28 protein-coding genes are annotated in these 25,283 nt (G+C 29.7%); 16 read left to right on the top strand and 12 right to left on the bottom strand.

Going from position 1 to position 25,283, the window contains the following annotated elements:
- Positions 1-6: 6 nt before the first annotated feature.
- The 3 genes from SY27_RS06675 to SY27_RS06665 form a co-directional block, all read right to left on the bottom strand.
- Entirely contained in the window at positions 7-2,034 is a 2,028-nt protein-coding gene (locus tag SY27_RS06675; RefSeq protein WP_045968494.1) for a M3 family metallopeptidase, read from the bottom strand.
- 149 nt (positions 2,035-2,183) lie between these two features.
- On the bottom strand, positions 2,184-2,666 hold the full coding sequence (gene purE, locus SY27_RS06670) for a 5-(carboxyamino)imidazole ribonucleotide mutase (RefSeq protein ID WP_045968492.1): 483 nt from the start codon (positions 2,664-2,666) through the stop codon (positions 2,184-2,186).
- Positions 2,667-2,817: 151 nt separating this feature from the next.
- Positions 2,818-3,975: a 5-(carboxyamino)imidazole ribonucleotide synthase gene (locus SY27_RS06665; protein WP_045968490.1), complete on the bottom strand. Its 1,158-nt coding sequence runs from the start codon at positions 3,973-3,975 to the stop codon at positions 2,818-2,820.
- Positions 3,976-4,145: 170 nt separating this feature from the next.
- On the opposite strand from SY27_RS06665, the gene SY27_RS06660 reads away from it, so the two are divergent.
- Positions 4,146-5,690 carry a choice-of-anchor J domain-containing protein gene (locus SY27_RS06660; protein ID WP_045968488.1) on the top strand — a complete coding sequence of 515 codons (1,545 nt, stop codon included), beginning with the start codon at positions 4,146-4,148 and terminating at the stop codon, positions 5,688-5,690.
- Positions 5,691-5,722: 32 nt separating this feature from the next.
- Here the strand turns inward: SY27_RS06660 and SY27_RS06655 are convergent, their stop codons facing one another.
- Positions 5,723-6,265 carry a hypothetical protein gene (locus tag SY27_RS06655; RefSeq protein ID WP_045968486.1) on the bottom strand — a complete coding sequence of 181 codons (543 nt, stop codon included), beginning with the start codon at positions 6,263-6,265 and terminating at the stop codon, positions 5,723-5,725.
- 97 nt (positions 6,266-6,362) lie between these two features.
- Between SY27_RS06655 and SY27_RS18500 the strand changes: the two genes are divergently transcribed.
- Both SY27_RS18500 and obgE read left to right on the top strand, forming a co-directional pair.
- Entirely contained in the window at positions 6,363-7,475 is a 1,113-nt protein-coding gene (locus SY27_RS18500) for an adenylate kinase (protein ID WP_082084315.1), read from the top strand.
- 257 nt (positions 7,476-7,732) lie between these two features.
- Positions 7,733-8,734 carry a GTPase ObgE gene (gene obgE / locus SY27_RS06640; protein WP_045968483.1) on the top strand — a complete coding sequence of 334 codons (1,002 nt, stop codon included), beginning with the start codon at positions 7,733-7,735 and terminating at the stop codon, positions 8,732-8,734.
- A 264-nt stretch (positions 8,735-8,998) separates the two neighbouring features.
- Here the strand turns inward: obgE and SY27_RS06635 are convergent, their stop codons facing one another.
- Both SY27_RS06635 and SY27_RS06630 read right to left on the bottom strand, forming a co-directional pair.
- A complete protein-coding gene (locus SY27_RS06635; RefSeq protein WP_045968481.1) occupies positions 8,999-9,373 on the bottom strand; it encodes a hypothetical protein in 375 nt (124 codons plus the stop codon).
- Positions 9,374-9,388: 15 nt separating this feature from the next.
- Complete coding sequence (locus SY27_RS06630; RefSeq protein ID WP_045968479.1) at positions 9,389-9,709, bottom strand: roadblock/LC7 domain-containing protein; 321 nt, start codon at positions 9,707-9,709, stop codon at positions 9,389-9,391.
- 125 nt (positions 9,710-9,834) lie between these two features.
- On the opposite strand from SY27_RS06630, the gene SY27_RS06625 reads away from it, so the two are divergent.
- A complete protein-coding gene (locus SY27_RS06625) occupies positions 9,835-10,116 on the top strand; it encodes a hypothetical protein (RefSeq protein WP_045968477.1) in 282 nt (93 codons plus the stop codon).
- Positions 10,117-10,179: 63 nt separating this feature from the next.
- On the opposite strand, the gene lysM is transcribed toward SY27_RS06625, so the two are convergent.
- Positions 10,180-10,641 (bottom strand): peptidoglycan-binding protein LysM, encoded by a 462-nt coding sequence (lysM, locus tag SY27_RS06620; protein ID WP_045968475.1) that lies wholly within the window; start codon positions 10,639-10,641, stop codon positions 10,180-10,182.
- Between the two features lie 429 nt (positions 10,642-11,070).
- Between lysM and SY27_RS06615 the strand changes: the two genes are divergently transcribed.
- Positions 11,071-11,757, top strand: coding sequence for a lipopolysaccharide assembly protein LapB (locus SY27_RS06615; protein ID WP_045968473.1), 687 nt, complete (start codon positions 11,071-11,073; stop codon positions 11,755-11,757).
- 57 nt (positions 11,758-11,814) lie between these two features.
- On the top strand, positions 11,815-13,170 hold the full coding sequence (murC, locus tag SY27_RS06610; RefSeq protein WP_045968471.1) for a UDP-N-acetylmuramate--L-alanine ligase: 1,356 nt from the start codon (positions 11,815-11,817) through the stop codon (positions 13,168-13,170).
- A gap of 25 nt (positions 13,171-13,195) precedes the next feature.
- Here the strand turns inward: murC and SY27_RS06605 are convergent, their stop codons facing one another.
- Positions 13,196-13,849, bottom strand: coding sequence for a DUF1287 domain-containing protein (locus tag SY27_RS06605; protein ID WP_052705243.1), 654 nt, complete (start codon positions 13,847-13,849; stop codon positions 13,196-13,198).
- Between the two features lie 113 nt (positions 13,850-13,962).
- Between SY27_RS06605 and radC the strand changes: the two genes are divergently transcribed.
- The 3 genes from radC (at position 13,963) to SY27_RS06590 (ending at position 15,813) form a co-directional block, all read left to right on the top strand.
- Complete coding sequence (gene radC / locus SY27_RS06600; protein WP_045968469.1) at positions 13,963-14,646, top strand: DNA repair protein RadC; 684 nt, start codon at positions 13,963-13,965, stop codon at positions 14,644-14,646.
- 205 nt (positions 14,647-14,851) lie between these two features.
- The gene (locus SY27_RS06595) at positions 14,852-15,355 is read left to right on the top strand and encodes an antitoxin Xre/MbcA/ParS toxin-binding domain-containing protein (RefSeq protein WP_082084314.1); all 504 of its coding nucleotides are present in this window, start codon (positions 14,852-14,854) and stop codon (positions 15,353-15,355) included.
- Positions 15,355-15,813: an RES family NAD+ phosphorylase gene (locus SY27_RS06590; RefSeq protein WP_045968466.1), complete on the top strand. Its 459-nt coding sequence runs from the start codon at positions 15,355-15,357 to the stop codon at positions 15,811-15,813. Before SY27_RS06595 ends, SY27_RS06590 begins: the two co-directional genes overlap by 1 nt.
- Before the next feature lie 6 nt (positions 15,814-15,819).
- On the opposite strand, the gene SY27_RS06585 is transcribed toward SY27_RS06590, so the two are convergent.
- A complete protein-coding gene (locus tag SY27_RS06585; RefSeq protein ID WP_052705188.1) occupies positions 15,820-16,224 on the bottom strand; it encodes a Fur family transcriptional regulator in 405 nt (134 codons plus the stop codon).
- Between the two features lie 51 nt (positions 16,225-16,275).
- On the opposite strand from SY27_RS06585, the gene SY27_RS06580 reads away from it, so the two are divergent.
- The 6 genes from SY27_RS06580 to SY27_RS06555 all read left to right on the top strand — a co-directional run bounded on the left by SY27_RS06580 (position 16,276) and on the right by SY27_RS06555 (position 20,762).
- Positions 16,276-16,623 (top strand): MerC domain-containing protein, encoded by a 348-nt coding sequence (locus tag SY27_RS06580; protein ID WP_045969265.1) that lies wholly within the window; start codon positions 16,276-16,278, stop codon positions 16,621-16,623.
- Positions 16,624-16,790: 167 nt separating this feature from the next.
- A complete protein-coding gene (locus tag SY27_RS06575; RefSeq protein WP_045968464.1) occupies positions 16,791-17,420 on the top strand; it encodes an ABC transporter ATP-binding protein in 630 nt (209 codons plus the stop codon).
- Position 17,421: 1 nt separating this feature from the next.
- On the top strand, positions 17,422-18,690 hold the full coding sequence (locus SY27_RS06570; protein WP_045968462.1) for an FtsX-like permease family protein: 1,269 nt from the start codon (positions 17,422-17,424) through the stop codon (positions 18,688-18,690).
- Positions 18,683-19,168, top strand: a complete 486-nt coding sequence (locus SY27_RS06565; protein ID WP_045968460.1) for a hypothetical protein — start codon at positions 18,683-18,685, stop codon at positions 19,166-19,168. The genes SY27_RS06570 and SY27_RS06565 overlap by 8 nt, the downstream gene beginning before the upstream one ends.
- Before the next feature lie 141 nt (positions 19,169-19,309).
- Positions 19,310-19,999 carry a YjjG family noncanonical pyrimidine nucleotidase gene (locus tag SY27_RS06560; RefSeq protein ID WP_045968458.1) on the top strand — a complete coding sequence of 230 codons (690 nt, stop codon included), beginning with the start codon at positions 19,310-19,312 and terminating at the stop codon, positions 19,997-19,999.
- A gap of 1 nt (position 20,000) precedes the next feature.
- Positions 20,001-20,762 carry a hypothetical protein gene (locus tag SY27_RS06555; protein ID WP_045968456.1) on the top strand — a complete coding sequence of 254 codons (762 nt, stop codon included), beginning with the start codon at positions 20,001-20,003 and terminating at the stop codon, positions 20,760-20,762.
- Between the two features lie 26 nt (positions 20,763-20,788).
- Here SY27_RS06555 and SY27_RS06550 read toward each other — a convergent pair whose 3' ends face one another.
- On the bottom strand, positions 20,789-22,066 hold the full coding sequence (locus SY27_RS06550; RefSeq protein ID WP_045968454.1) for a replication-associated recombination protein A: 1,278 nt from the start codon (positions 22,064-22,066) through the stop codon (positions 20,789-20,791).
- A 148-nt stretch (positions 22,067-22,214) separates the two neighbouring features.
- Between SY27_RS06550 and SY27_RS06545 the strand changes: the two genes are divergently transcribed.
- Positions 22,215-22,973: a rhomboid family intramembrane serine protease gene (locus tag SY27_RS06545; RefSeq protein WP_045968452.1), complete on the top strand. Its 759-nt coding sequence runs from the start codon at positions 22,215-22,217 to the stop codon at positions 22,971-22,973.
- Positions 22,974-22,977: 4 nt separating this feature from the next.
- On the opposite strand, the gene rlmB is transcribed toward SY27_RS06545, so the two are convergent.
- Positions 22,978-23,718: a 23S rRNA (guanosine(2251)-2'-O)-methyltransferase RlmB gene (rlmB, locus tag SY27_RS06540; RefSeq protein ID WP_045968451.1), complete on the bottom strand. Its 741-nt coding sequence runs from the start codon at positions 23,716-23,718 to the stop codon at positions 22,978-22,980.
- A 69-nt stretch (positions 23,719-23,787) separates the two neighbouring features.
- On the bottom strand, positions 23,788-25,272 hold the full coding sequence (locus tag SY27_RS06535; protein ID WP_045969263.1) for a SusD/RagB family nutrient-binding outer membrane lipoprotein: 1,485 nt from the start codon (positions 25,270-25,272) through the stop codon (positions 23,788-23,790).
- Between the last annotated feature and the right edge of the window lie 11 nt (positions 25,273-25,283).

The following is a 25,283-nucleotide window of genomic DNA, read 5'->3' as shown; positions in this document are numbered from 1 at the left end:
TGTTAATTAATTTATTAGTCCAGCACGCTTTAACAATGCATCTGGTTTTGGTTCTTGTTCTCTAAATTTTTTGTATAATATCATTGGGTGTTCAGTTCCTCCTTTTGATAAGATATTTTCTTTGAATTTTGTTGCAATTTCTTTGTTGAAAATTCCTTCTTCTTGAAAATATGCAAAAGCATCGGCATCTAATACTTCAGCCCATTTATAACTATAGTATCCAGAAGAATAACCACCTTGGAAAATATGAGAAAAAGAAGTACTCATACAGTTCTCAATTACATCAGGATATAATTTAGTGCTTTCGAAAGCAGTTTCTTCAAAACTTTTTACATCTTCAATGGTTTGCACTTTTCCATGATAGGCAATATCTAATAAGCCAAAACTGATTTGACGCATAGTTGCTATGCCTTCTAAAAAATTAGCACTTTCTTTAATTTTTTCTACATATTCTTGAGGAATAATTTCACCAGTTTCGTAGTGTTTTGCAAATAATGCTAGTGCTTCTGGTTCATAACACCAGTTTTCCATAATTTGACTAGGAAGTTCTACAAAATCCCAATAGACTGATGTTCCAGATAAGCTAGGATAAGTTGTGTTAGCCAGCATTCCATGTAAACCATGACCAAATTCATGAAAAAGAGTAGTTACCTCATTAAACGTTAAGAGTGATGGTTTTGTTGGTGTTGGTGGAGTGAAATTACAAACATTTGAAATATGAGGTCGTTCATTTATATTGTTCTTTATATATTGTGGCTTATATGATGTCATCCAAGCTCCGTTTCTTTTTCCTTTTCTTGGAAAAAAATCGGTATAAAATAAAGCAACAAAATTTCCTTCTAAGTCTGATACTTCAAATGTTTGAACGTCTTCGTGATATTTGTCAATATCGTGAATTTCTTTAAATGTAATGCCGTATAGTTTTTCCGCGATTGTAAAAGCACCATTTAAAACATTTTCTAATTTGAAATACGGTTTTAATTTTTCATCATCTAAACTGAAACGTTTTTGTTTTAATTTTTCAGAGTAATAAGCACCATCCCATTTTTCTAATTTTTCAATTCCATCTAATTCTTTTGCAAAAGAGGTTAGTTCACTAAATTCTTGTTCTGCAGCTGGTTTGGCTTTTTCTAATAAATTATTTAAAAAAGAAATTACTTTTTCTGGATTTTGAGCCATTCGTTCTTCTAAAACAAAGTGAGAATGGGAATTATAGCCTAATAAATTGGCTCTTTCATGACGAAACTTAACAATGTCTTTTATGTTATCTTGATTATCAAATTCGTTGTTTTGAAATCCTTTTTTTCCTGCTGCAATACTTAATTCTTTTCTTAATTCTCTATTTTCGATATAAGTAACAAAAGGAATGTAACTTGGATAGTCTAAAGTAAAAACCCAGCCATCTAATTCTTTTGATTTAGCTAATGAAGCTGCGGCTTCTTTTGCTCCTTCTGGAAGACCTTTTAGTTTTGATTCTTCCATAATGTGTAAGTGGTAATTATTTGTTTCTGCTAAAACATTTTCGCCATAAGTTAATTTTAGTTTAGCTAGTTTAGTGTCAATTTCTCTAAGCTTTGTTTTTTGCTCCTCATTTAATAGAGCTCCATTTCTAACAAATCCTTTATATTTTTTTTCTAGTAATGTGTTTTGTTCGGGAGTTAGAGATAATGTGCTTTTATTATCAAAAATTATTTTTACTTTTTTGAATAAATCCTCGTTAAGAGTGATGTCATTACTAAATTCTGTTAATAGAGGAGATATTTCTTGTGCTATTTTTTGCATTTCATCTGAAGTTTCAGCAGAATTCAAATTGAAAAAGATACTAGATAAACGGTCTAAATTTTCACCAGCAAAATCTAATGCCTCAATTGTGTTTTGAAAAGTAGGATTTTCATCATTGTTTATAATTGAATTAATCTCATCTTTCGCCTTTTTAATACATTTTTCAAAAGCAGGCTTATAGTCTGTAAGATTTATATTACTGAAAGGAGCTGAATTGTATTTTTTTTCAAATTTATTTAAAAAAAGTGTCATAAATATTTTTTTATATCGATAAAGTGTATATTTTTGTCGACGAAATGATGTTTAAAAAACACCTTTTTGCCCCAAAATAGAATTTTTTTATAGTTGTCACTTAAATGTGAATAGATTTTTGTCCCGATGTTTCTTGCATCGGGATTTTTTTATTTTAAATTTTCTGAAGCTCTTAATACAGCTTGTTTAAGTTCTTCTTTGTAACTTATAATACTGTTTAAAACCTCTTCATTATTACTTCCAATGATTTGAGCGGCTAGTATTCCTGCATTTTTTGCTCCATTTAGTGCAACAGTTGCAACAGGAACTCCTCCAGGCATTTGTAAAATAGATAAAACTGAATCCCAGCCATCTATTGAATTGCTTGATTTTACAGGAACACCAATTACAGGAAGTGGAGACATAGAAGCTACCATTCCAGGTAAATGTGCTGCTCCACCTGCACCCGCAATTATTACTGAAATTCCACGATTATGAGCATTTTTACTAAAATCGAATAATTTTTCAGGTGTTCTATGTGCAGAAACTATATCTACTTCGGTTTCTATATTGAATTCTTTTAATATGTTTATGGCATCTTGCATTACTGGCATATCTGAAATACTACCCATTATTACGGCTACTTTACTCATTTGTATTTGTATTGGATTTATTTTGTTTAAAAGGTTTTTAAGATTCTGTTTGAATTAGAAATATAATAAGGCTATAATTTAAAAAGATAAATAAATTTCTTACTGGGTAAAAATTGTTTTATTTTTCTAATAGATAAATGCTTAAAACTTTCTATTGAATACTAATCACTCTAATGCTATTCTTTACTTCTTCAGCAATTCTTCGAGCTACTACCATATCTCTGTTTACAATAGTAACATGTCCCATTTTTCTAAAAGGGCGAGTTTCTCTTTTTCCATAAATATGAGGTATGACACCATTAATTGCCATTATCTGCTCTATGTTTTCGTAGTAAACTGGTCCTTCAAAACCTTCTTCGCCTACTAAGTTAACCATAATTCCAGCAACTTTACTGTCAGTGTTTCCTAATGGTAAATTTAATATTGCTCTTAAATGATTTTCAAATTGTGATGTATAGCTCGCTTCGATGCTATAATGCCCAGAATTGTGAGGTCTTGGAGCTACTTCGTTTACTAAGATTTCATCATCTTCTGTTTGAAACATTTCTACTGCCAATAACCCTACGTGATTAAAAGTTTCAGATACTTTAAGAGCAACTTCTTGTGCTTTTTGAGTAATAGAATCGTTTATTCTAGCAGGGCAAATTACATATTCAACTTGATTTGCTTCTGGATGAAATTCCATTTCTACAACAGGATAGGTTTTTATTTCGCCTGAAAAATTTCGAGCTACAATTACGGCTAATTCATTTTTAAAAGGAATTAATTCTTCTGCAATACATTCTACATCAGGTAATTTAATTAGATCTAATGCAGAACGACATATTTTAACTCCATTGCCATCGTATCCAAATTGAGCACTTTTCCATACAAAAGGGAAATCTAATTCGTCTTTTGATAAACTGTTTTTTAAATCATCTAGCCCTACAAATCGTAAGTGTTTAGAAGTTGGAATATTATTAGTAACATATAAGTCTTTCTGTTTTCCCTTATTTTGTATTAATCGTAACGTTTTTGGAGAGGGGAAAATGGGTAATCCTTCTTCTTCGAGTAAATCTAAAGCATCTAAATTCACATTTTCAATTTCAATAGTTAAAAGGTTAACCATTTTTCCGAATTGATAAACGGTATCGAAATCCATTAAACTGCCTTTATAAAAATTATTACAACCAAAACGAGAAGGAGCTTCTTCACTTGGATCTAAAACAAATGTTTGAATGTCAAATTTTCGTGTTTCAGTTAGTAACATTTTACCTAATTGACCACCACCAAGTATGCCAAGTCTAAAATCTGATGAAAAGTAATTCATTGTGTATTGTGAACCTACTGTTATTTCGGTTGCTATTTTTGTTGTTTGTAGTTATCTATGCAAAGATACTTAGACAAATGATAATATAAAATTTATTTTTCAAGCATTTGATATTCAGTTGCATTTTTTTGTATATTGTTGTGCTATAAACATTAAATGAAAATTAAATTATGATTAAAAAATTACTTTTATTGGGGTTATTGACACTGCCAACTTTGGTTAGTGCACAGTTTTTAGAGAATTTTGATGGAGGAACAACTTTACCTACAGGATGGACTGTATTAAATGGTGGAGATTCTGAAACCTGGGAAATAGCTGATTTTTCTACATCGGAGATTTTAGCACATAGTGGAACAAATGTTGCTGTAATATTGTATGGTTCTACTGCTCATGATGACTATTTGATATCTCCAGCGGTTAATGTTACAACTGGAGTTTCTGATTTTTTAACTTTTTGGGCACGAAGTAGAGATCCGCTATATCCAGAAGTTATTAGTTTGAAATTATCGACTACTGGAGTTGCACCAGCAGATTTTACAGAAACTTTAGAAGCAAGTGTTGCTCCTGTAAGTGGTCTAGAGTTTTATAAGTATCAGTATGATTTATCTGCTTATGTTGGACAAACCATTTATATTGGTTTTTATTCTTCAACAACAGATATGTTTGCTTTCGACTTAGATGATGTTGAAGTTACTGCTTTACCATCTTGTTTGTCTCCTACTAATCCTGCTGCTATAGTAATTAGTGATTCAGAAGTGGACTTGTCTTGGACTTCTGATGTAGGTGATTTTGAGGTGGAATATGGTGCGCCAGGGTTTGTAGTAGGAACAGGCACTACAGTTCCAACAGTAATGGGAGCTACAAATACTACATTAACTGGGTTGATGCCTAATACGGATTATGAATATTATGTTAGAAGAGATTGTGGAAATTCTAATTTTAGTACTTGGGAAGGTCCTAAAGCCTTTACAACATTATGCTCTTCTTTAACTTCATTTCCTTTTGTGGAGGGTTTTGAGAATGGAACAATTCCTACGTGTTGGGATGATGAAAATGTGTCAGGATCTGAAGATTGGACATATGTTGCTGCAAATGGAAATAATTCAATTACACCAAGAACAGGAGCTGTAATGGCTGAGTTTAGAACGGCTAATGCAGGAAATGCAACAAAATTAGTATTACCTCCTTTAGATTTAACAGGTGTAGCGAGTCCGGAATTAGAGTTTTATTATGCAAATGTTAATTGGTTCGGTGATGTAGATGAGTTAAGAGTTTTTTATAAAGAAAGTGCAGTTTCTCCTTGGGTACAAATAGGTACGGATTATGTTGATGAACAAGCTGCATGGACGCAAGTCACATTAGCTTTACCAAATCCTTCAGCAACATATTATATAGCATTTGAAGGAACTTCAAACTGGGCAAGAGGATTAAATTTAGACGATGTAACTGTTCAATCATCAGTTTTATCATCAGATGGATTTGATAAGAGTGAGTTTTCATATTATCCAAATCCTGTAAAAAATAGTTTGAGTTTGTCTTATTCTTCAGAAATTAATACTGTTGAGGTATTTAATTTGTTAGGACAAAAAGTTTTGTATAAAAATATAGATTTGACAACTGCCGAATTAGATATGAGTAGTATTCCTTCTGGTAATTATTTGGTTAAGGTTTATATTGGAGAGAATATTGAGACTATTAAAATAGTAAAAGAGTAAGATTCGTTTTAAAAAGGATAAAAAATAGACACTTATTTTAGGTGTCTATTTTTGTTTAATATATCTTTTGCAGCGGCTTTGTATGCAGCAGAATGAAAACTGTAATATTGAGTTAAAATTACTTTTAATTCATCTCTAATCCATAAATTACTTTTACTAAAATTATGAAGTGCACGCATAGCATAAGCTTTTGTCGCAACTTTTTCATCTTGAATTAACCAATCCATACAAGTTTCAATTATTTGTTGTTCTTGTTTGTCAGATAATTCAATTTGTTTTGATTTTGAAATAAAAAGACAAATTTTCGAAATAGATCGAATTGCAGAATCATGTTTGTATCTTGAAAGGGTGTCGCAAAATAAAGTTAAATATGGAATTATTAAAAGAATGTTTTGTTCTAGCACTAATTCTAAGCTCCAACATGCCTTAAAGTGATTTTTATTTTCTAAGTCTAAAGCGAAATCAAACAATTTTTCTAAGTTTTGAGAATTATTTAATGCCAATTCACAAATAGAGTCTCGTGATTTTCTATGTGCAGTGCTATTTTCTATTTTAATATAAAAAGCCGATTTCATGAGTTAAAAATAGTAAAAATGAAAAAAATATTGATACTTAATACTGTAATACTTTATAGTTTATTAAATTTGTCGTTTATTTTTAAAACTAACTCTTGTGATTCAACTACACGACAAAAAATTTGAAGCTTTTATTCCAGAACAAGAAATAAATTTTGCAATTCAAAATGTTGCTAAACAAATTGAAGATGATTTCTATGATGAAGTTCCGATATTCATTGGAGTTTTGAATGGATCATTCATGTTCTTGTCTGATTTGATGAAACAATATTCCAGTACATGTGAAGTGAGTTTTATTAAAATGGCATCTTATGAAGGGACGAAAACTACAAATGAAGTAAAAGAATTAATTGGTTTAAACCAAGATGTAGAAGGAAGAAGTGTAGTAATTATAGAAGATATAGTAGATACAGGAAACACAGTGGAAGAGTTGAAGAAACTCTTTAAAGGATTAGGAGTAAAGCATTTTAAAATAGCTACATTGTTTTTTAAACCAGAAGCCTATACAAAAGACATTAAAATAGATTACATAGGAATACGAATTCCTAATAAATTTATTGTAGGTTTTGGGTTAGATTACGATGGTTTAGGAAGAAATTTGAAACAAGTATATCAATTATCAAACACACACAACAAAATGATTAACATCGTATTATTTGGAAAGCCAGGAGCAGGAAAAGGTACGCAAGCAGAATTTTTAAAAGAGAAATATAATCTTGTTCATTTATCTACAGGAGATATTTTTAGGTACAATATTAAGAATGATACGGATCTTGGTAAATTAGCTAAATCGTATATGGATAAAGGAGATTTAGTACCAGATGAAGTGACTATTAAAATGTTACAAGATGAGGTAGAGAAAAACCCAAACTCAAAAGGTTTTTTATTTGATGGTTTTCCAAGAACAATTAATCAAGCAAATTCATTAGATAATTTTTTACAATCTAAAAATTGGGAAGTCACAGCTACAGTTGCATTAGAAGCAGATGATGAAATTTTAGTACAGCGATTATTAGAAAGAGGGAAAACTTCAGGTAGAACAGACGACCAAGATGTGGAAAAAATAAGAAATCGTTATGAAGAATATAATGAAAAAACAGCTCCATTAATGGACTATTACAAGAAACAAGGTAAATTTAAAGCAGTTGATGGGATAGGTGAAATTGTAGAAATAACAGAAAGGTTGTCAAAAGTGATTGATAATTTATAATTTTTTTGCAATTGTCTACTATAAGGTATGTTTAAGTAACATATACTAATAAAAAAAGAGCTTCTATTATAGAAGCTCTTTTTTTATAAATAATAATCTGGATGTTTTCTTAAATACTAAATCTGTATTTTATTGGTATTCTAGCTGTAATTAAAAGTATCGGTAAATTCAATTATATATTATACCTTTGCAGAAATAATACCTGTTTAAAGTAAGGAATTTTGTATGAATACTTTAAGCTTTTAAATGAAAATAGAATGACCGAAGGGAATTTTGTAGATTACGTAAAAATATATGTTGCTTCTGGAAAAGGAGGGAAAGGTTCTACACACTTACATAGAGAAAAATTTATTGAAAAAGGAGGTCCAGACGGAGGAGATGGAGGTCGTGGAGGACATGTAATTTTAGTTGGAAATAAAAACCTTTGGACATTATATCATTTAAAATATACAAAACATGTAAAAGCAGGCCATGGAGGAGATGGAGGAAGTTCTAGAAGTACTGGAGCAGATGGGGAAGATAAAATAATAGAAGTGCCATTAGGGACAGTGGTAAAGGATAAAGAAACAGGTGAGATTCTTTTTGAAATAACAGAAGATGGAGAATCAAAGGTTATAGCAAAAGGAGGTAAAGGAGGATTAGGAAATTGGCACTTTAGAAGCTCTACAAATCAAACACCTCGTTATTCACAACCAGGAATGCCCAGTGAGGAACAAGATATAATTTTAGAATTAAAAGTTCTAGCCGATGTTGGTTTGGTTGGATTTCCAAATGCTGGAAAATCAACTCTATTATCTGTTTTAACAGCCGCAAAACCTAAAATTGCGGACTACCCATTTACAACTTTAAAGCCAAATTTAGGAATTGTAGCTTATCGTGATTTTCAATCATTTGTGATTGCTGATATACCTGGAATTATTGAAGGAGCAGCAGAAGGAAAAGGACTAGGGCATTATTTTTTACGTCATATAGAAAGAAATTCAACATTATTGTTCCTTGTTCCAGCAGATGCTGAAGATATAGAAAAAGAATATGAAATTCTATTGGATGAACTTAGACGTTATAATCCTGAAATGTTAGATAAAGATAGGTTAATTGTAGTCTCAAAATCAGATATGTTAGATGATGAACTAAAATCAGAAATGAAAGTAGAGCTAGATAAAGCATTCAAAGGAACTGAATATATGTTTATATCTTCAGTGGCACATCAAGGATTACAAGAATTGAAAGATAAATTATGGAAAATGTTGAATAGTTAGAATTTTAAGTTAAAACGCAACTATTTTAAATATATAATATAGTTTGAAAAAAAGACCGTTTTATGCGGTCTTTTTTTTTTTTTGTGTACGTTTTAAACTTATAATTAAAAGTTTTTCCAAAATTCAAAAAAAACCTTTTGTGAATTTATAGTTGTTTAAACTAAAATGCATAATAATATTTAATAAATGAAATTTTGATAATACCATATATAAAAAAGAGGCTGCCTTTTTGGGCAGTCTCTTTTAGAAAACTAAATTTTATTTTTAAAGTTTTCCAGTAATATCTTTTTTGTATTTATTTAAAAGTGCTTTAGCCATTCCTAAATTTACTTTATTAGCATCCACTGCTAAATAGATAAAATACTCACCACCTTCTGAAAAATCAATAATGTGAATTTGAGAAGTTAGGTTAATCATAATATCATTTATTTTTTGATCTAAATTTAGGGCTTTTATTGCGCTAAATTTAGCCTTTGCTACTTCAAGATTATAAGCAGAAGCAAGCTCTGGATCAAATGCTGGATCAACTGTTAATGAATAATAAGAAATACCAGACTTTACTTCTGTTACACTAACAGCTATAAATCCGGATACATTTGCTTTTAAGTCCTCACCGAACTTGTTTAAAAAATCAGACATAATTATTTATTAAAATTAAATTAATTCGTTACTTAAATTGTCAACTACCTTTAATAGTAGACCTAGTTTTGTGATATCTTTAGTTATACTAACTAAATATTTATCATTATTTATTTTATTTCCAATTATTAAAAGAGCCTCTCCTTTGATTATAATCTGATTCAGATTATTTTCTTTTAAATCCTCGGTTAAGCCTTTACACATCTCAAAAATAGTATTTGACATTGCGGCTATTCTTTTAGGAGTGTCCATATTATATGAATCTATAACGTTTGAATTGGCGTCAAACAGTAGTGCAGATTCAATACCTGTATTTTCAATTATTTGTTGTAACATTTTGTTATTTATAATGAATTTATAGGCAAAAATATGTTGTTTTTTTTTAACAATTGTTAAAAAAATTACATTTTTTCTGTAATAAAGATTTTCTTTCTTATTTTTGCATCAAATTTATTTTAAATATGGAAAGCGAAAAAGATATTGAAATATTAAAACATGCCCTTGATTTTAAATTAGAATTATTTAATGAAATTAGATTTGGATACCTTGAAAGTGAAGAAGTTGTAAATCAAGTTGAGAAATCAGATGATTTATTAGCGAACATAATTGAGGAAGAAATTGAAGTTCGAGATGAAGCAAGTGTTAGTATAAGTAATGATATGGATAATGAAGAAGAGGAAGTGATAAGGCGAGTTCCTGTTAATAAGTTTGGGACTAGTTATTTTGGAAGAAGGAGAAGGTAATATTGATGATAATAAATAAAAAAGGAGTGCATTGCACTCCTTTTTTATTTATTGATTAAGATTTTAATCTAAATTAGGAATACGTAAAACTTGTCCTGGATAAATTTTGTCAGGATGTTCTAACATTGGTTTATTTGCTTCAAAAATAACATTGTACTTGTTTGCGTCACCATAATACTTCGCTGCAATTTTAGATAACCATTCTCCTTTTTCTACAGTGTGGAATTGAGCTTCAGGTTTTGGCTCAACAACAGTCATTTGATTGTCTACAGTGTCAACTCCATCGACATTACCAATAGCTAAAACAATTTTTTCAGCATCTTCTTGTTGTGCAACATCTCCTTCAACTGTTACATCATCTCCTTTTAAGCTAATTTTTATGGTTTGGTATTGCAATCCAAGCGCTTTTACATGTTCTAATAATGCGCTTGCTTTTAATATTGCCTTTTCTTCAACTGGAGCTTCTTCTTCTTTTTTACCAAATAATTTTGCTCCAGCATTTTTCACAAATGAAAATAATCCCATAATTGTTTTGTATTTATATGTTAATACTCAAATATAATAAAAAATATGATTTATAAGTTATTGTTAAAATTATTATTTTGTAACGATTATTGTTTAGAAGAGAATCTTAAATAAGGATTCAGTATTGATTTTGACCTTAATAGTTTTTTTGAACGCTTTTATAAGTAGAACGAGTTTTTCCATCGAGTTCGTGTTGATAAACCTCTTACTATTCATTATCATAATTTGATTGAGAAAATAATGAAGTGCAAATTCAAGGAGAATAAAAAGATGAAATAATTTTTCATGGAATATGTTTTTCTAGTATAGAGTATAAAAAGAGTGAAAAGGTTGGATTGTTTTGTGAAAAAATCTTCGACTAAGATAAATATTTTTTTACTTAAGGATAAATCATTGTATTTTCTTAATTTTGAATAAAAATTTGCGGCTATGTACAAATTCATTTTGTTTTTTTTACCACTTTTTGTTTTCTCACAGAATAATTTTAATAAAGGAGAAAAACTGTATAATCAAAAAAAATATGATGAGGCTAAAGTTTATTTTGAAGCTCATTTGAAAACAAATCCTAATGATTATAAGGCAATAGAATACACTGGTGATATTGCGGGCTATTATAAAAAATGGGACACTGCAATTGAAAAATATAAATTTTTAAAGGAAAAGTTTCCTCAAAATGCAAACTATCATTATAAGTTTGGAGGCGCAATGGGAATGAAAGCGAAAGAAAGTAATAAGTTTAAAGCGCTTGGAATGATTGATGATATTGAAACTTCTTTTAAATTGGCTGCAAAATTAGATTTAAAACATACAGATACAAGATGGGCTTTATTGATTTTGTATCTTGAATTACCTGCAATAATTGGAGGAAGTGAAAAAAAATCACAAAAGTATGCAGATGAGTTGATGGCGATTTCTAAAATTGATGGGGTTATGGCAAAAGGACATATCGACGAATATTTTAAAAGATATAATTCCGCAGAAAAATATTATTTACAAGGTGTAAATTTAACTCATTCTAAAACGGCATATCAAAGATTGATTAATTTGTACACAAAAATGAAGCTTCCTAAAAAAGCAAATGAAGCTCAGATTGAATCAGATAAATACAATAAATAATTTACTATAGTTTAAAATCATTATAAAATATTTTTTTTAAACTTCTAAACAATAATAATGAGAACACATTTCATAGCAATTGGAGGTGCAGCAATGCATAATTTAGCATTAGCGTTACATAATAAAGGATATAAAATTACAGGTAGCGATGATGCTATTTTTGAACCATCAAAATCTAGATTAGATAAAAAAGGATTATTGCCAATTGAAATGGGTTGGTTTCCTGATAAAATTACTTCAGATATTGAAGCAATTATCTTAGGAATGCATGCGAAATCTGATAATCCAGAGCTATTAAAAGCACAAGAATTAGGATTGAAAATATATTCTTATCCTGAATTTTTGTATGAACAATCTAAGAATAAAACAAGGGTTGTTATAGGTGGTTCTCACGGAAAAACGACAATTACCTCAATGATTTTGCATGTAATGGATTATCATGATGTGGAAGTAGATTATATGGTAGGAGCTCAGTTAGAAGGATTTGATACGATGGTTCATCTTACAGAAGATAATGATTTTATTGTTTTAGAAGGAGATGAATATTTATCTTCACCAATGGATAGAAGACCTAAATTTCATTTATATCAGCCTAATATTGCATTGCTTTCAGGAATTGCTTGGGATCATATTAATGTGTTTCCGACGTTTGAAAATTATGTAGATCAATTTAAGATTTTTGCGAATCAGATTACTAGAGGTGGTATTTTAATTTATAATGAAGAAGATGAAGCTGTAAAAGAAGTAGCAGAAGAAACGGAAAATCCTATTCGTAAAATTCCATATCAAACTCCTAGTTATTCGGTTGAAAATGGAATTACTTTATTAGATACTCCAGAAGGATCAATGCCTATCGAAGTTTTTGGAGCACATAATCTAAATAATTTGGCAGGTGCAAAATGGATTTGTCAATGTATGGGAGTTGATGAAGCTGAATTTTATGAAGCTATTTCAAGCTTTAAAGGAGCTAGTAAACGATTAGAGAAAATTGCAGAAGGTATAGATAAAGTGGCTTATAAAGATTTTGCTCATTCGCCTAGTAAAGTTTCTGCAACAACTAAAGCTGTAAAAGATCAATATCCCGATAGGAAATTGATAGCTTGTTTAGAATTACATACATATAGTAGCTTGAATGCGGAATTTTTAAAAGAATATGAAGGAGCATTAGATAGTGCGGATATTGCAGTAGTATTTTATTCTCCTGATGCTGTAAAAATAAAGCAACTTGAAGAAGTAACTTATGATCAAATTGAGAAGTCTTTTAAACGAAATAATTTGATTATTTATACTAACCCAACCGAATTTAAAGAGTTTCTGTTTAAACAAAATTTTAGTAATTCGACATTGCTTTTGATGAGTTCAGGAAATTATGGAGGTTTGAATTTTGATGAGGTGAAAGAGTTAATGAATTAAGCTATAGGTGTTTGGGTTTGAATTATCATCTTGTATAACTAAAATGGCCTACAATTTTATAACTAAATAAGCAGTCTTCTAAAACTTGTCCACCGCCAACATTGTGTACAATCAACGGTCGTTTACCATCTTTAGATTTTAGATGTGTAATTATACCTATATGAGGTAGCTTTCCATTTATCATCCAAGTTACTATTTCTCCTGTTTTATAATCAGCAGGATTTTGTGTAACAGCTAATTTTTTACCTTTTCTGGTGAAAAAAGTTTCAAGATTTGGAACGCGTCTGTGGTCTATATTCTTGTCTGTAGTTTTTAATCCCCAAGTTTTAGGATAGTGTGAAAAATTAATTTTCATATCTTCATGTACTTCTTTTTGCAAATCAATATTTAACTTTCGATATGCTCTAATTATTACGTCAGTACAAACTCCTGTTTTTGCAGGAACATCTCCGTTTGGATACTTTATACTTACATAATTTGGAGTGTATATTACTTCAGGGTCAATAATAGATATTGCCGAATTTGATAACTTTTCTTCAAAAGTCTTAGGATTTTGAGGTGATAGAGTTAGATTGATTTCCTTTTTTTCTACAATAACCTCTCCTTTATCTTTAGAAGCGTTTTTTTGACACCCAAAATAACTAAAAATAGACATGATTAATATTGTAGTATATTTCATCTGATTTTGTTTTGTAATGAGCGATAAATATAATAATAAATTATATAACATTTATTTTGAAACTATTGAAAAATTAGTTTAATTTGTTCTTATAAACGCCAAAAAAAAATTTAATGTATACGCCAATTAATCAGTGGGCTGAAGATGATCGTCCACGTGAAAAACTACTTCTTAAAGGGAAATCTGTTTTGTCAGATTCAGAATTATTAGCTATTCTTATAGGTTCAGGCTCTCGTAATGAAAGTGCGGTTCAGTTATGTCAACGAATTTTAGCTTCTACAAATAATAATCTTAATTTTCTTGGAAAACTTTCCATTCAACAGCTAATTCAATTTAAGGGAATTGGAGAAGCAAAAGCTGTTTCAATAATTGCTGCCTTAGAATTAGGGAGAAGGAGAAGAGGAGAAGAAATAAAAAAACAAGATGTAGTATCTTCAAGTAAAGCTGTTTTTGAAATTATGCAACCTATAATAGGAGAATTATTTCATGAGGAATTTTGGGCTTTATATTTAAATAATTCGAATAAAGTAATTTATAAATCACAAATAAGTAAAGGTGGAATAACAGGAACAGTCGTAGATACTCGCATTATTTTTAAACAAGCATTAGAGTATAATGCAACATCAATTGTGCTTTCTCATAATCATCCATCAGGTAAGCTACAAGCAAGCGAAGCGGATATACAAATTACAAAAACGTTAAAACAAGCAGGTAGAAGTTTAGATATTCGTGTTTTAGATCATGTTATAATAACAGAAAAAGGATATTTGAGCTTTGTTGATGAGGGTATTTTTTAATGCTATACTGTTTAATTCAAGCATGTAGTTATTGTAAATATAATTTCTTATATAGAATAATTAGTTTTTGTTTTTTACGCTGAATCTTAATTGAGATTTAATATCGAAAATATTGTATATTAGTTGAAATAGACATTGTTAAATAATGTTATATTTTTGTTTTCAAAGGACAATTGTCGTAAATTTACAGACAAATGACAGTGTTATGACAAAGTTGATTGCAAATTCAGATGTTAAAATTGATAAAGCTGTGCGAATGTATGTTACTAAAGTAGAGAAGGAGTCTGATTTAACAGTTGTAGATAAAAATATTACATATAAAAAATTTCTATCTAATAGAATGTTAATAGTTCACTCTATTAGAAGGGGATTGCCTTATGAATTGTATGATTTAATAAAAGAAAGAACTCCTTTTAATGAAGAAGATTGGGCACAATTTTTAGGTGTTTCAATTAGAACGTTACAACGAAATAAATCAAAGAAAGATTTTGTTTTTGATGCAATTCCTACTGAAAAAATTCTTGAATTAGCAGAAGTTACAGCGCTTGGGAAAGAAGTGTTCGATTCTAAAGAGCAGTTCTATCTTTGGTTGAATACTCCAAATTTTGCTTTAGGAAATTTACAACCTTTTGAATTATTAAAAGATTCTTATGGTAAAGAAATGGTTATGAACGAATTGAATAAAATTCAATATGGAATATTTGTATAATGGAAGTATTTCGATTAGCAAATAAAAAATATCCTATTGAATTGTCTGGAGTAGGAGCTTCTATAACAGGTGCTCGATGGAATTCAAAAGGAATAGAAGTGGTTTATACAGCTCAAAGTAGAGCGTTGGCTATGGCAGAAGTAGTTGTGCATGTAACTTTAGCAACATTACCATCAGGTTATGCTATGATGACTATTTTTATTCCAGATGATTTATATATACAAGAAATTGATGTAAAGAAATTACCTTTGGGTTGGAATAGCTTTCCAGAACTAATAGATACTCAAAAAATAGGGAATGAGTTTATTAGAAATAAAAAAAGTGCTGTAATAAAAGTGCCTTCTGCTGTTGTAAAAGGAGATTTTAATTATTTATTAAATCCTTTTCATGAAGATTTTGATAGAATAAAAATAATTCATCAAGAAGATTTTCCTTTTGATAAACGTATTTTTAAATAATGTTTATTATTTGTTACAATTTGAACAAATACCAGAAATTAGAAGTTGATTTTCTTCAGCTTTAAAACCTTTAGGTAATATTATATTAGGTGATATATCGTCTAAGCAAATTGTTTTTTCACACTTTCTGCATGAAAAATGAATATGATTGTGAGCATGTTTATCATGTTCATGGTCACATGATTTACAAATAGCATATTGAATTACACCTTCAAGACTTATGATTTTGTGTAATTTTCCTTCGTCAACTAATCGATCTAAAGCTCTGTAAATAGTTACTCTATCAATTTGACCATTAAAATAGTTTTGAAAATCTTTATGAGTTAAAGCTTCGTTTTTTTTCTTCAATAAATCGATTATTTTTTGTTTTGTTGAAGAGCTTCTTTCTCTTTTAATTTTTTTCTCTTCCATATTAAATTTTATTATATATTTGCAACAATGTTGCGTTTAATAAATTATAAAGTGAGAAAACAAATTACAAAATCTTTTGATTATTTAGGAATATCTAGTGCTACACTTTGTTTAGTACATTGCTTAGTATTTCCATTAATTTCTATAATTCCTATTGGTATAAGTCATAACCATTGGATTGATTTATTATTTGCTTCTATCGGTTTATATGCAGTTGTAAAAATAGTAAAAACAAATACGCCAAGATATATAAAAGCAATTTTGTTAGTATCAATGTTTTTAATTCTGAGCAGCATTGTTATAACAATTGTAACTCATCATCATTCATTTATACTCTATTTAGGAGGGATAGGTATGATAATAGGTCATTTATTAAATTTCAGAAAACATAAACATTAATAAAAAGATTTAATAATATATTATATTTGGTTTTTTGCGGGATTAGTTATAGTTTGGTCATTAAGAGTTTTCATTGCCCGCAAAGACCAAATTTTCTGAAAACATTAAGAAAAAAATAATTTTCAATTTGCTATCTTGCAACACCCTAAAATAAAAGTGTATCAAAAATGATAAGCACTAATAACATCACATTTTCATACAACAAAGATCAGTTGTTTCACATGCCAGATTTGCATTGCGATGCTGGAAATACAATTTTAATAACTGGTGACTCAGGAAAAGGAAAGACAACCTATCTACACATACTTGCAGGTCTATTGCGTCCAACTACTGGTGAAATTGAAATAAATAAAACCAATATAGTAGCCTTGTCAGAAAAGAAAAATGACACGTTTCGAGGTCAAAATATTGGATTGGTTTTTCAAAAATCATATTTTATTAGTGCGCTAACAGTACTAGAAAACTTAGAAATGGCTAGTTGGTTAGCAACAGGGAAGAAAAATACGGAAAGAGCAAAACGACTTTTAGAGCAACTAGATATTGCAAAACAATCGGATAAATTGCCAAGTCAATTAAGTATAGGTCAACAACAAAGAGTTTCAATAGCTCGTGCTTTAATGAATGAGCCTAAAGTGTTGTTAGCAGATGAGCCAACATCAAGTTTAGATGATAAAAATGCAGAGAAAGTGATTGCTTTATTAACATCACTTTCAAAAGAATATAAAGCAGCACTTATTATTGTAACACACGATAATAGAATTAAAGAAAAATTTAGTAACCGAATAACGTTAGTGTAGCATGATAACAAAATTAGCATGGCGAAATATTTGGTTTAAACCATTAAATACAATATTAAGTATTATTTTACTAACTTCAAGTGTAGCCATCATTACAGTATTAGTATTATTAGAAAAACAATTTGAAGAAAAGTTTACTAACAATATAGATGGAGTAGATTTGGTACTTGGAGCACAAGGAAGTCCATTACAATTAATCCTTTCTTCAGTTTATCAAGTTGATGCTCCAACAGGAAACATTAGCTATGATTCAGCAAAAGTTTGGATGCAACATCCTTTTGTAAAAAAAGCAATACCTTTAGCTTTTGGAGACAATTATAGAGGGTATAAAATTTTAGGAACTACTCCTGATTATTTAGAAAAATACAACGCAAAAATAAAAGAAGGAAGAATATACGAAAAGAATTTTGAGGTTGTTATAGGAGGAGAAATTGCTCAAAAATTAAATTTAAAAATAGGAGATGAATTTTTTGGTTCACATGGAGATGCAGAAGAAGGAGAAGTTCATGATCATTATGCTTATAAAGTCGTAGGAATTTCAGAAATTACAGGGAAAGTAGTAGATAATTTAATTTTGTGTACTATTCCAAGTGTTTGGCAAATGCATGGAGGACATGAAGAATCACCAGTACATGGAGAGGAAGGGCATATACATGAAGACGGAGATGAACACTTACAACATGAGCATGAACATCATCATGATATGACATTGAATGAGCCAGGAATGGAAATAACAGCCGTTTTACTTCAGTTTAGAAATAAAATGGGAATCGTTACTTGGCCAAGAATTATTGCACAAAACACAAAAATGCAAGTTGCATCACCAGCAATAGAAGTAAATAGACTATTTTCATTATTTGGAATAGGAATTGAAGCACTCCGATATTTAGCATACGGAATTATGCTAATTTCAGGAATATCAATCTTTATTGCCTTATTCAACACCTTAAAAGAGCGTAAAAATGAGTTTGCACTTTTAAGAGTAAATGGGGCAAAACGTTTCCAACTTTTAAAACTAATAATGATTGAAAGTATTTTACTTTGTATTGTAGGATTTATTTTTGGTACGATTTTGGGAAGAATAGCATTAATGCTCATTTCAAATTCAGCAGAACAAGATTTTAAATTTAGTTTCAATCCGTATGAATTTATTTGGAAAAAAGAAGGAATATTATTTGGATTAACTTTGTTAGTCGGATTTTTTGCTGCCTTAATTCCAGCCATAAAAGCATATCAATTAAATATTTCAAAAACACTAGCCAATGCGTAATTATATTAAAACTTCAATCGCTTTATTAGTTGTAATTTCACTTTTTAGTTTTAACAATAAAGAGGTAAAACCAACTTTCAAGAACAGTAAAAATACTACTTTAACAGATACTTTAACATGGAGTTTACTTAGTAAAATTGACTATTTAAAAAAACCAGATAAAATATATGGAGAAGTTATGTTTCCAGTAATTAATCCAAAATTAAAATCATTACAAGGAAAGCCAATAATTATAAGTGGATTTATTATTCCTATCGATAATAAAAACTATGCCATCAGTAAAAATGTTTTTGCAGCATGTTTTTTCTGTGGTAAATCAGGACCAGAAACAATAATGGGAATTAAATTTAAAGGAGATTTGCCAAAATTGAAAACAGATCAATATGTAACCTTAAAGGGAACATTTAGATATAATGATAACGATGTAGAAGATTGGATATATCATATAGAAAATGCCATAATCACTTCAGGAAAATAATTTGAAGCCCATTTTTTGGGCTTTTTTTAATCGCAATTCCTGCTATTCGTTTCAATCTATTATTTATGAGTTCTATAAGAACTCATAAATAATAGGATTTTCACTATTATCAGGGCTAATACCAAACAAAAGGAATAAAAAATGACTTTAAAAAATAAAAAACACCTCTTTTTTGATTTAGATCATACACTTTGGGATTTTGATAAAAATTCAGCAGTAGCATTTGATATCATCTTTAAAAAACATGAATTTAATTTTACAACAAATGATTTTTTACAACATTACATACCAAGAAACCAATATTATTGGAAGCTTTACCAAGTAAACAAAATTTCACAAGAAGAGCTACGTTATAAAAGATTAAAAGATGTTTTTGATGTTTTAGAAGTAGAAATTTCAGACGAATTAGTATATCAAATTTCAGATGAATACATTTATCATTTACCAAATAGTAATCATTTATTTGAAGGAACAGTAGAAGTATTAGAATATTTAAAATCAAATTATATTTTACATATCATTACAAACGGATTTGACTTAGTTCAAGATAAAAAATTAAAAAATTCAAATATTAAACACTACTTTAGTACTATAACTAATTCTGAATTGGCAGGAGTTAAAAAGCCTCATCCAAATATTTTCGATTTTGCATTATCATCAGCAAAAGCAAGTAAAGAAGAAAGCGTTATGATAGGAGATAGCTTTGAAGCTGATATTGAAGGTGCTTTAGAATTTGGAATAGATGCTATTTTTTTTAATGAGCAAAAAGTAAGTGTCGAAAAAGAAGTGTTTCAAATTAATCATTTATTAGAACTCAAAAGTTTTTTATAACATGAAAAAAGTAATATTTATTATTGCATTGTTTTTTTCTTTCTTTCTTGAAGCACAAGAAAAATATAAATATGTAATTGTACCTAGTCAGTTTTCTTTTTTTAAAGAAGCAGATAAATATAATTTAAATAGCTTAACGAAATCATTCTTTGAAACAGAAGGATTTATTGTTTTTTATGATACAGATATACCAGATCATTTATTGAATGATAGATGTGAAATGCTATATGCGGATGTTCTAGAAAACAATAAATTATTTACAACAAATTTAAATGTTAATATAAAAGATTGTGCTAATAAGATAATTGCTGAAAGTGTAATAGGAACAAGTAGAGATAAAGATTTTCAGAGAGCATATACAATTGCTTTACGTAATGCTTTAACCTCGTTAAGAGGTAAACTAAATTTCGCAAACACTTATGTTAAATCTCAGAATAAAACACAAGAGATTAAAGAAGCGAAAAATATAATTAAATCTGAAAAATATAATAATTCTGATTTAATAGTAGATAATCAAACTATAAAAAATGATAAGAAGGAATTTGATGAGAAACTTACAGCTATAGAAACAGCTAGTGGGTATAAATTATTGAACTCAAAAGGACTAGAAATTATGGTTTTAGGAAATACTTCAGTAGATAATGTTTTTTTTGCTTACAGAGATAGAGTACAAGGTATTTTAATAAGAAAAATAAATGATTGGTACTTTGATTATTATGAAAAAGGAGTGCTTGTTTCTAAAAAAATAGATATAGCTTTTTAAGCTTGAGGTATTTTTTTTTAAAAAAATTAATATCCATATTTATCTTTCCATCTATTCTTTAAAAATTGACGTAGTTCTTTTTCACGAGCATTATCGCCAGGTTCAAAAAGTTTAGTTTGAGAAATTTCATTAGGTAGAAACTCTTGTTCCGCGAAATTGTTCGGGAAATCATGAGAGTATTTATACTCTTCTCCGTAGCCTAATTCTTTCATTAGTTTTGTTGGAGCATTTCTTAAATGTATAGGAATAGATAAATCGCCTGTTTGTTTTACTAATTGTTGCGCTTTATTAATTGCCATGTAGCTTGCATTACTCTTAGCAGAGCTTGCTAAATAAATAGCACATTGACTTAAAATAATTCTGCTCTCAGGATAACCAATAGTTGTAACAGCTTGAAAAGTATTATTCGCCATTATTAAAGCAGTAGGATTTGCATTGCCAATATCTTCACTTGCTAAAATAAGCATTCTTCTTGCAATGAATTTCACATCTTCACCTCCTTCAATCATTCTAGCTAACCAGTAAACCGCTCCATTTGGATCACTCCCTCGTATCGATTTTATAAAAGCAGAAACAATGTCATAATGCTGCTCTCCCGTTTTATCGTATAAAACAGTGTTTTTTTGAACTAAATGTAGAACTCTTTCATTTGTAATGTCAATATCATCATCATTTGAAGCATTAATCACAAGTTCAAAAATGTTTAATAATTTCCTTCCATCACCACCAGAAAGTCTTAATAATGCTTCGGTTTCTTTTAATTGAATGTTTTTAGTTTTTAAAACTTCATCTGTTTTAATAGCTCTTTTTAAGAGAGACTCTAAATCTTCTTTTGTAAAAGGGTTTAATACATAAACCTGACATCTCGACAGTAATGCGGGAATGACTTCAAAACTTGGGTTTTCAGTTGTAGCTCCAATTAATGTTACCCATCCTTTTTCAACAGCAGCTAATAAGGAATCTTGTTGCGATTTGCTAAAACGATGAATTTCATCAATAAAAAGTATAGGATTTTTAGCAGTAAATAAGCCTCCACTTTGTTTTGCTTTTTCAATGACTTCTCGAATATCCTTAACTCCAGAATGTATAGCACTTAATTGGTAGAAAGGGCGTTTGCTTTCTTGTGCCATTATTTGCGCAAGTGTTGTTTTTCCTGTTCCTGGCGGACCCCAAAGAATTAAACTAGGAATTATTCCTTTTGCAATTTGGTGTGTTAACGATCCTTGATTTCCAACTAAATGTAGCTGGCTAATATATTCAGATAAATGTTGTGGACGGATTCTTTCTGCTAATGGTGCTTCCATTTTGTAAAATTAGCTAATGCATTAAAATGAAACAATTTTTAACCTGTTTTTTTAATAATTTTCTAGTTTAAAGAATTAGTTTTTTAATGGTTAAACTGACAAAAAATCAGAATTATTTTTTTGGTGTTATCTTTGAGTATAAAAACGTATGAGAAAAGAGAATTTAGATAATCCATTTATATTTACCCGTTCAGTTATATTGCTACCTGTCTTGTTTGTGCTGCTTTTATGGATTGTGTTTTGGTTTGAAACACGTTTCCATATTAGTCTTTCTCATTATGGCATTTATCCGAGAGAATCATTTGGAGCAAAAGGGATTTTATTTAGTGTTTTTCTTCATGGAAATTTACAACATTTAGTTAATAATTCTCTAGCATTAATTGTACTATTGGCAATACTTCGTTTTTTTTATAGAGAACAATCTATTTTAGTTTTGATTTTTGGAATTTTATTTTCTGGATTAGGTACGTGGTTGTTAGGAAGACCAAGTTATCATATTGGAGCAAGCGGATTAATATATGCTTTAGTTAGCTTTATATTTTTTAAGGGAATTTTTACTAAATATTATAGATTAATGTCTTTGTCTTTTGTAATTGTTCTCTTATATGGAGGAATGGTTTGGTATATGTTTCCAGATGTAGAAAAAGGAATTTCTTGGGAAGGTCATTTAAGCGGATTTATAACAGGTTTAGCTATGGCATTACTTATGAAAACCCCACAATTTGCAAAAGCTGTTATTTATGAATGGGAAAAACCAGATTTTAATCCAGAGGCAGATCCATTCATAAAAAATTTTGATGAGAAAGGAAATTTTAGCCCACAACCAAAACCAGAAGAAATAATAAGAGAATATTTTTCATCATCACTAAAAGTAATCTATGATTTTATTGGAATTAAAAACAAGTAGTTGATTATTTTATTAATCGTTGTCTTACTGTTTCATATAAAAATGCACCGCAAGCAACAGATACGTTTAATGATTCAATAGTTCCGTACATTGGTAGTTTTGCTTTGTGATCTACAATTTTTAATACAGAAGGATTCACTCCTCTATCTTCACTACCCATAATTATTGCAGTAGGTTCAGTAAATGAAATGTCATAAATGGTATTATCTGTTTTTTCAGTAGCAGCAATAGTTTGGATGCCACTAGCTTGTAAGAAATAGATAGCATCTTTAATATGCTCAACTTTACAAATAGGAACATTGAACACAGCACCAGCACTAGTTTTTACAGTATCTCCATTTACAGGAGCAGAACCTTGTTTTTGTACAATAATACCATCTACACCAGTACATTCGGCAGTTCGTATTATAGCTCCAAAATTTCGAGCATCAGATAATTGGTCTAAAATAAGAAAAAGAGGTGTCTTTCCGGATTCAAGGATATTAGTTACTAAAGTTTCAATATCATGAAATGATACAGGTGAAATTGTAGCTACAGCTCCTTGATGGTTTTTTGATGTTAAACGGTTAAGTTTTTCAACAGGAACATAAGAGAAGTTAATATTCTTCTTCTTCATCGCCTTCATTAATTCTTGCATTAATTCTCCTTGACTTTCTTTTTGTATAAAAACTTTGTCAATCTCTTTACCTGCTTGGATGGCTTCGATTATTGCTCTTATTCCAAAAATTTGATTCTCTTTTTCCATGATGCAAATGTATAAAAAAAACCACCTCAAATGAGGCGGTTTAATTATTTTTGGAATTTTACTATTATTTTAGTTTACATCCCAGAAAATTTTAGTTTTTAATTTGTCTCCACCTATTGAAGTTGATGCAGCATTATAATTACTTCCATTTAAGGTTTGCTCTAATACTGGATATGTGTATCTTTTTGGCACCTCATTCTCAGCAGCTGATGCAGCATTAGCTGGTGCATTCAATATAGGGAAGTCTAATCTTCTCCATGATGTCCATGCTTCGAATCCTCTGTTGAATAACCCAATCCATGCTTGTTCTCCTATTTTTTGTCTCCAAGTTCCTGCTGCAGTAGCATAAGCAACAGAAGGTTGTGCTAAATAGGTTGTTGCTTCAGTAGCAGTTCCTCCCCAATATAATATTGAAGATGTAATCGCATTTTCATAGTGACTATCCGCAGTTCCACCTACAGCATAACCTCTTTCAACTGCTTCTGCTAAATAAAATTCAACTTCAGTATAATCTAGTATTAATCCTTCAAGTGTAGGATCTAATAATACTGTTTTTAATCCATTATCATCAGCAGGATCACCAGCAGATGAGAAGTTTTCAAAATCACCTCCAGCAGCATAAGGACAACCAATATATATTCCTCCAATGCTAGTGTAATATTTTGGTCTTCTAGGGTCATTAAGTAAATTCATTTTGTCAACAAAAGTATCTGCTGCGACAAAGTCATAACGTTGACTAGAAACTAAGTCTTCGTATAAAGGGTTTGTATTTGGTTGTATACTTAGGTATGCTATGCTTGCATTATCATCTGAAGAAGTAAACACTCCAGCAGCAACAGCTTCTTCTGCTTTTGTTTGAGCAATAGCACTAAGACTTGGAACATCTGCGACAGTTATTGCCATTTTTAATTTTAATGAATTTGCAAATTTTCTCCAATTTTCAACATTTCCATTGTATACAAAATCTTCTTTTCCAAAACTGTTGTAATTACCATCTAAATTATTTAGCGCATCTTCTAGCCTTATGAATAAGTCAGTATAAATATCTATTGCTTTGTCATATTTCGGGCTAGGGAATGTGCTTACTTGCAGAGCTTGTGTGTATGGAATATCTCCAAAAGTATCAACTAATATTCCATAAGTGTATATGCTTAGAATTTCAATTAAGGCTAGTTTATTGGTTTTTACTTTTTCCTCTTCAATAGATAGAGTGATAATATTTTTAGTGATATCTTCAGCTTCTTTTAAGTCTCTAAGGATATCTCTATATAATACTCTCCAATGTCTGTCAGGGATATTTCTTTGAAGGATATCGTATCTTGATTCATCTAAATAGGTGGTTTCTGTCCAATGTTGAACAAAAAGTCTAAATACATTAGTATTAACATTAGTGCTTACTAAGTGATCAAAAAGATTTTTTTCTGCATTACCAAATAATGCTCCAGCAGGAACTGCTGAGGGATTTTTAGTGTCTTCATTTAGTCTAGTCAGACCATCATCATTACATGCAATTGTTAATGATAGAATACATATTATTATTGCTATTTTTTTCATTTTCATTTTTA

Source organism: Flavobacterium sp. 316, assembly GCF_000967805.1.
In the GTDB taxonomy this organism is placed as follows: domain Bacteria; phylum Bacteroidota; class Bacteroidia; order Flavobacteriales; family Flavobacteriaceae; genus Flavobacterium; species Flavobacterium sediminilitoris.
This window is presented reverse-complemented; position numbering and strand designations above follow the sequence as displayed.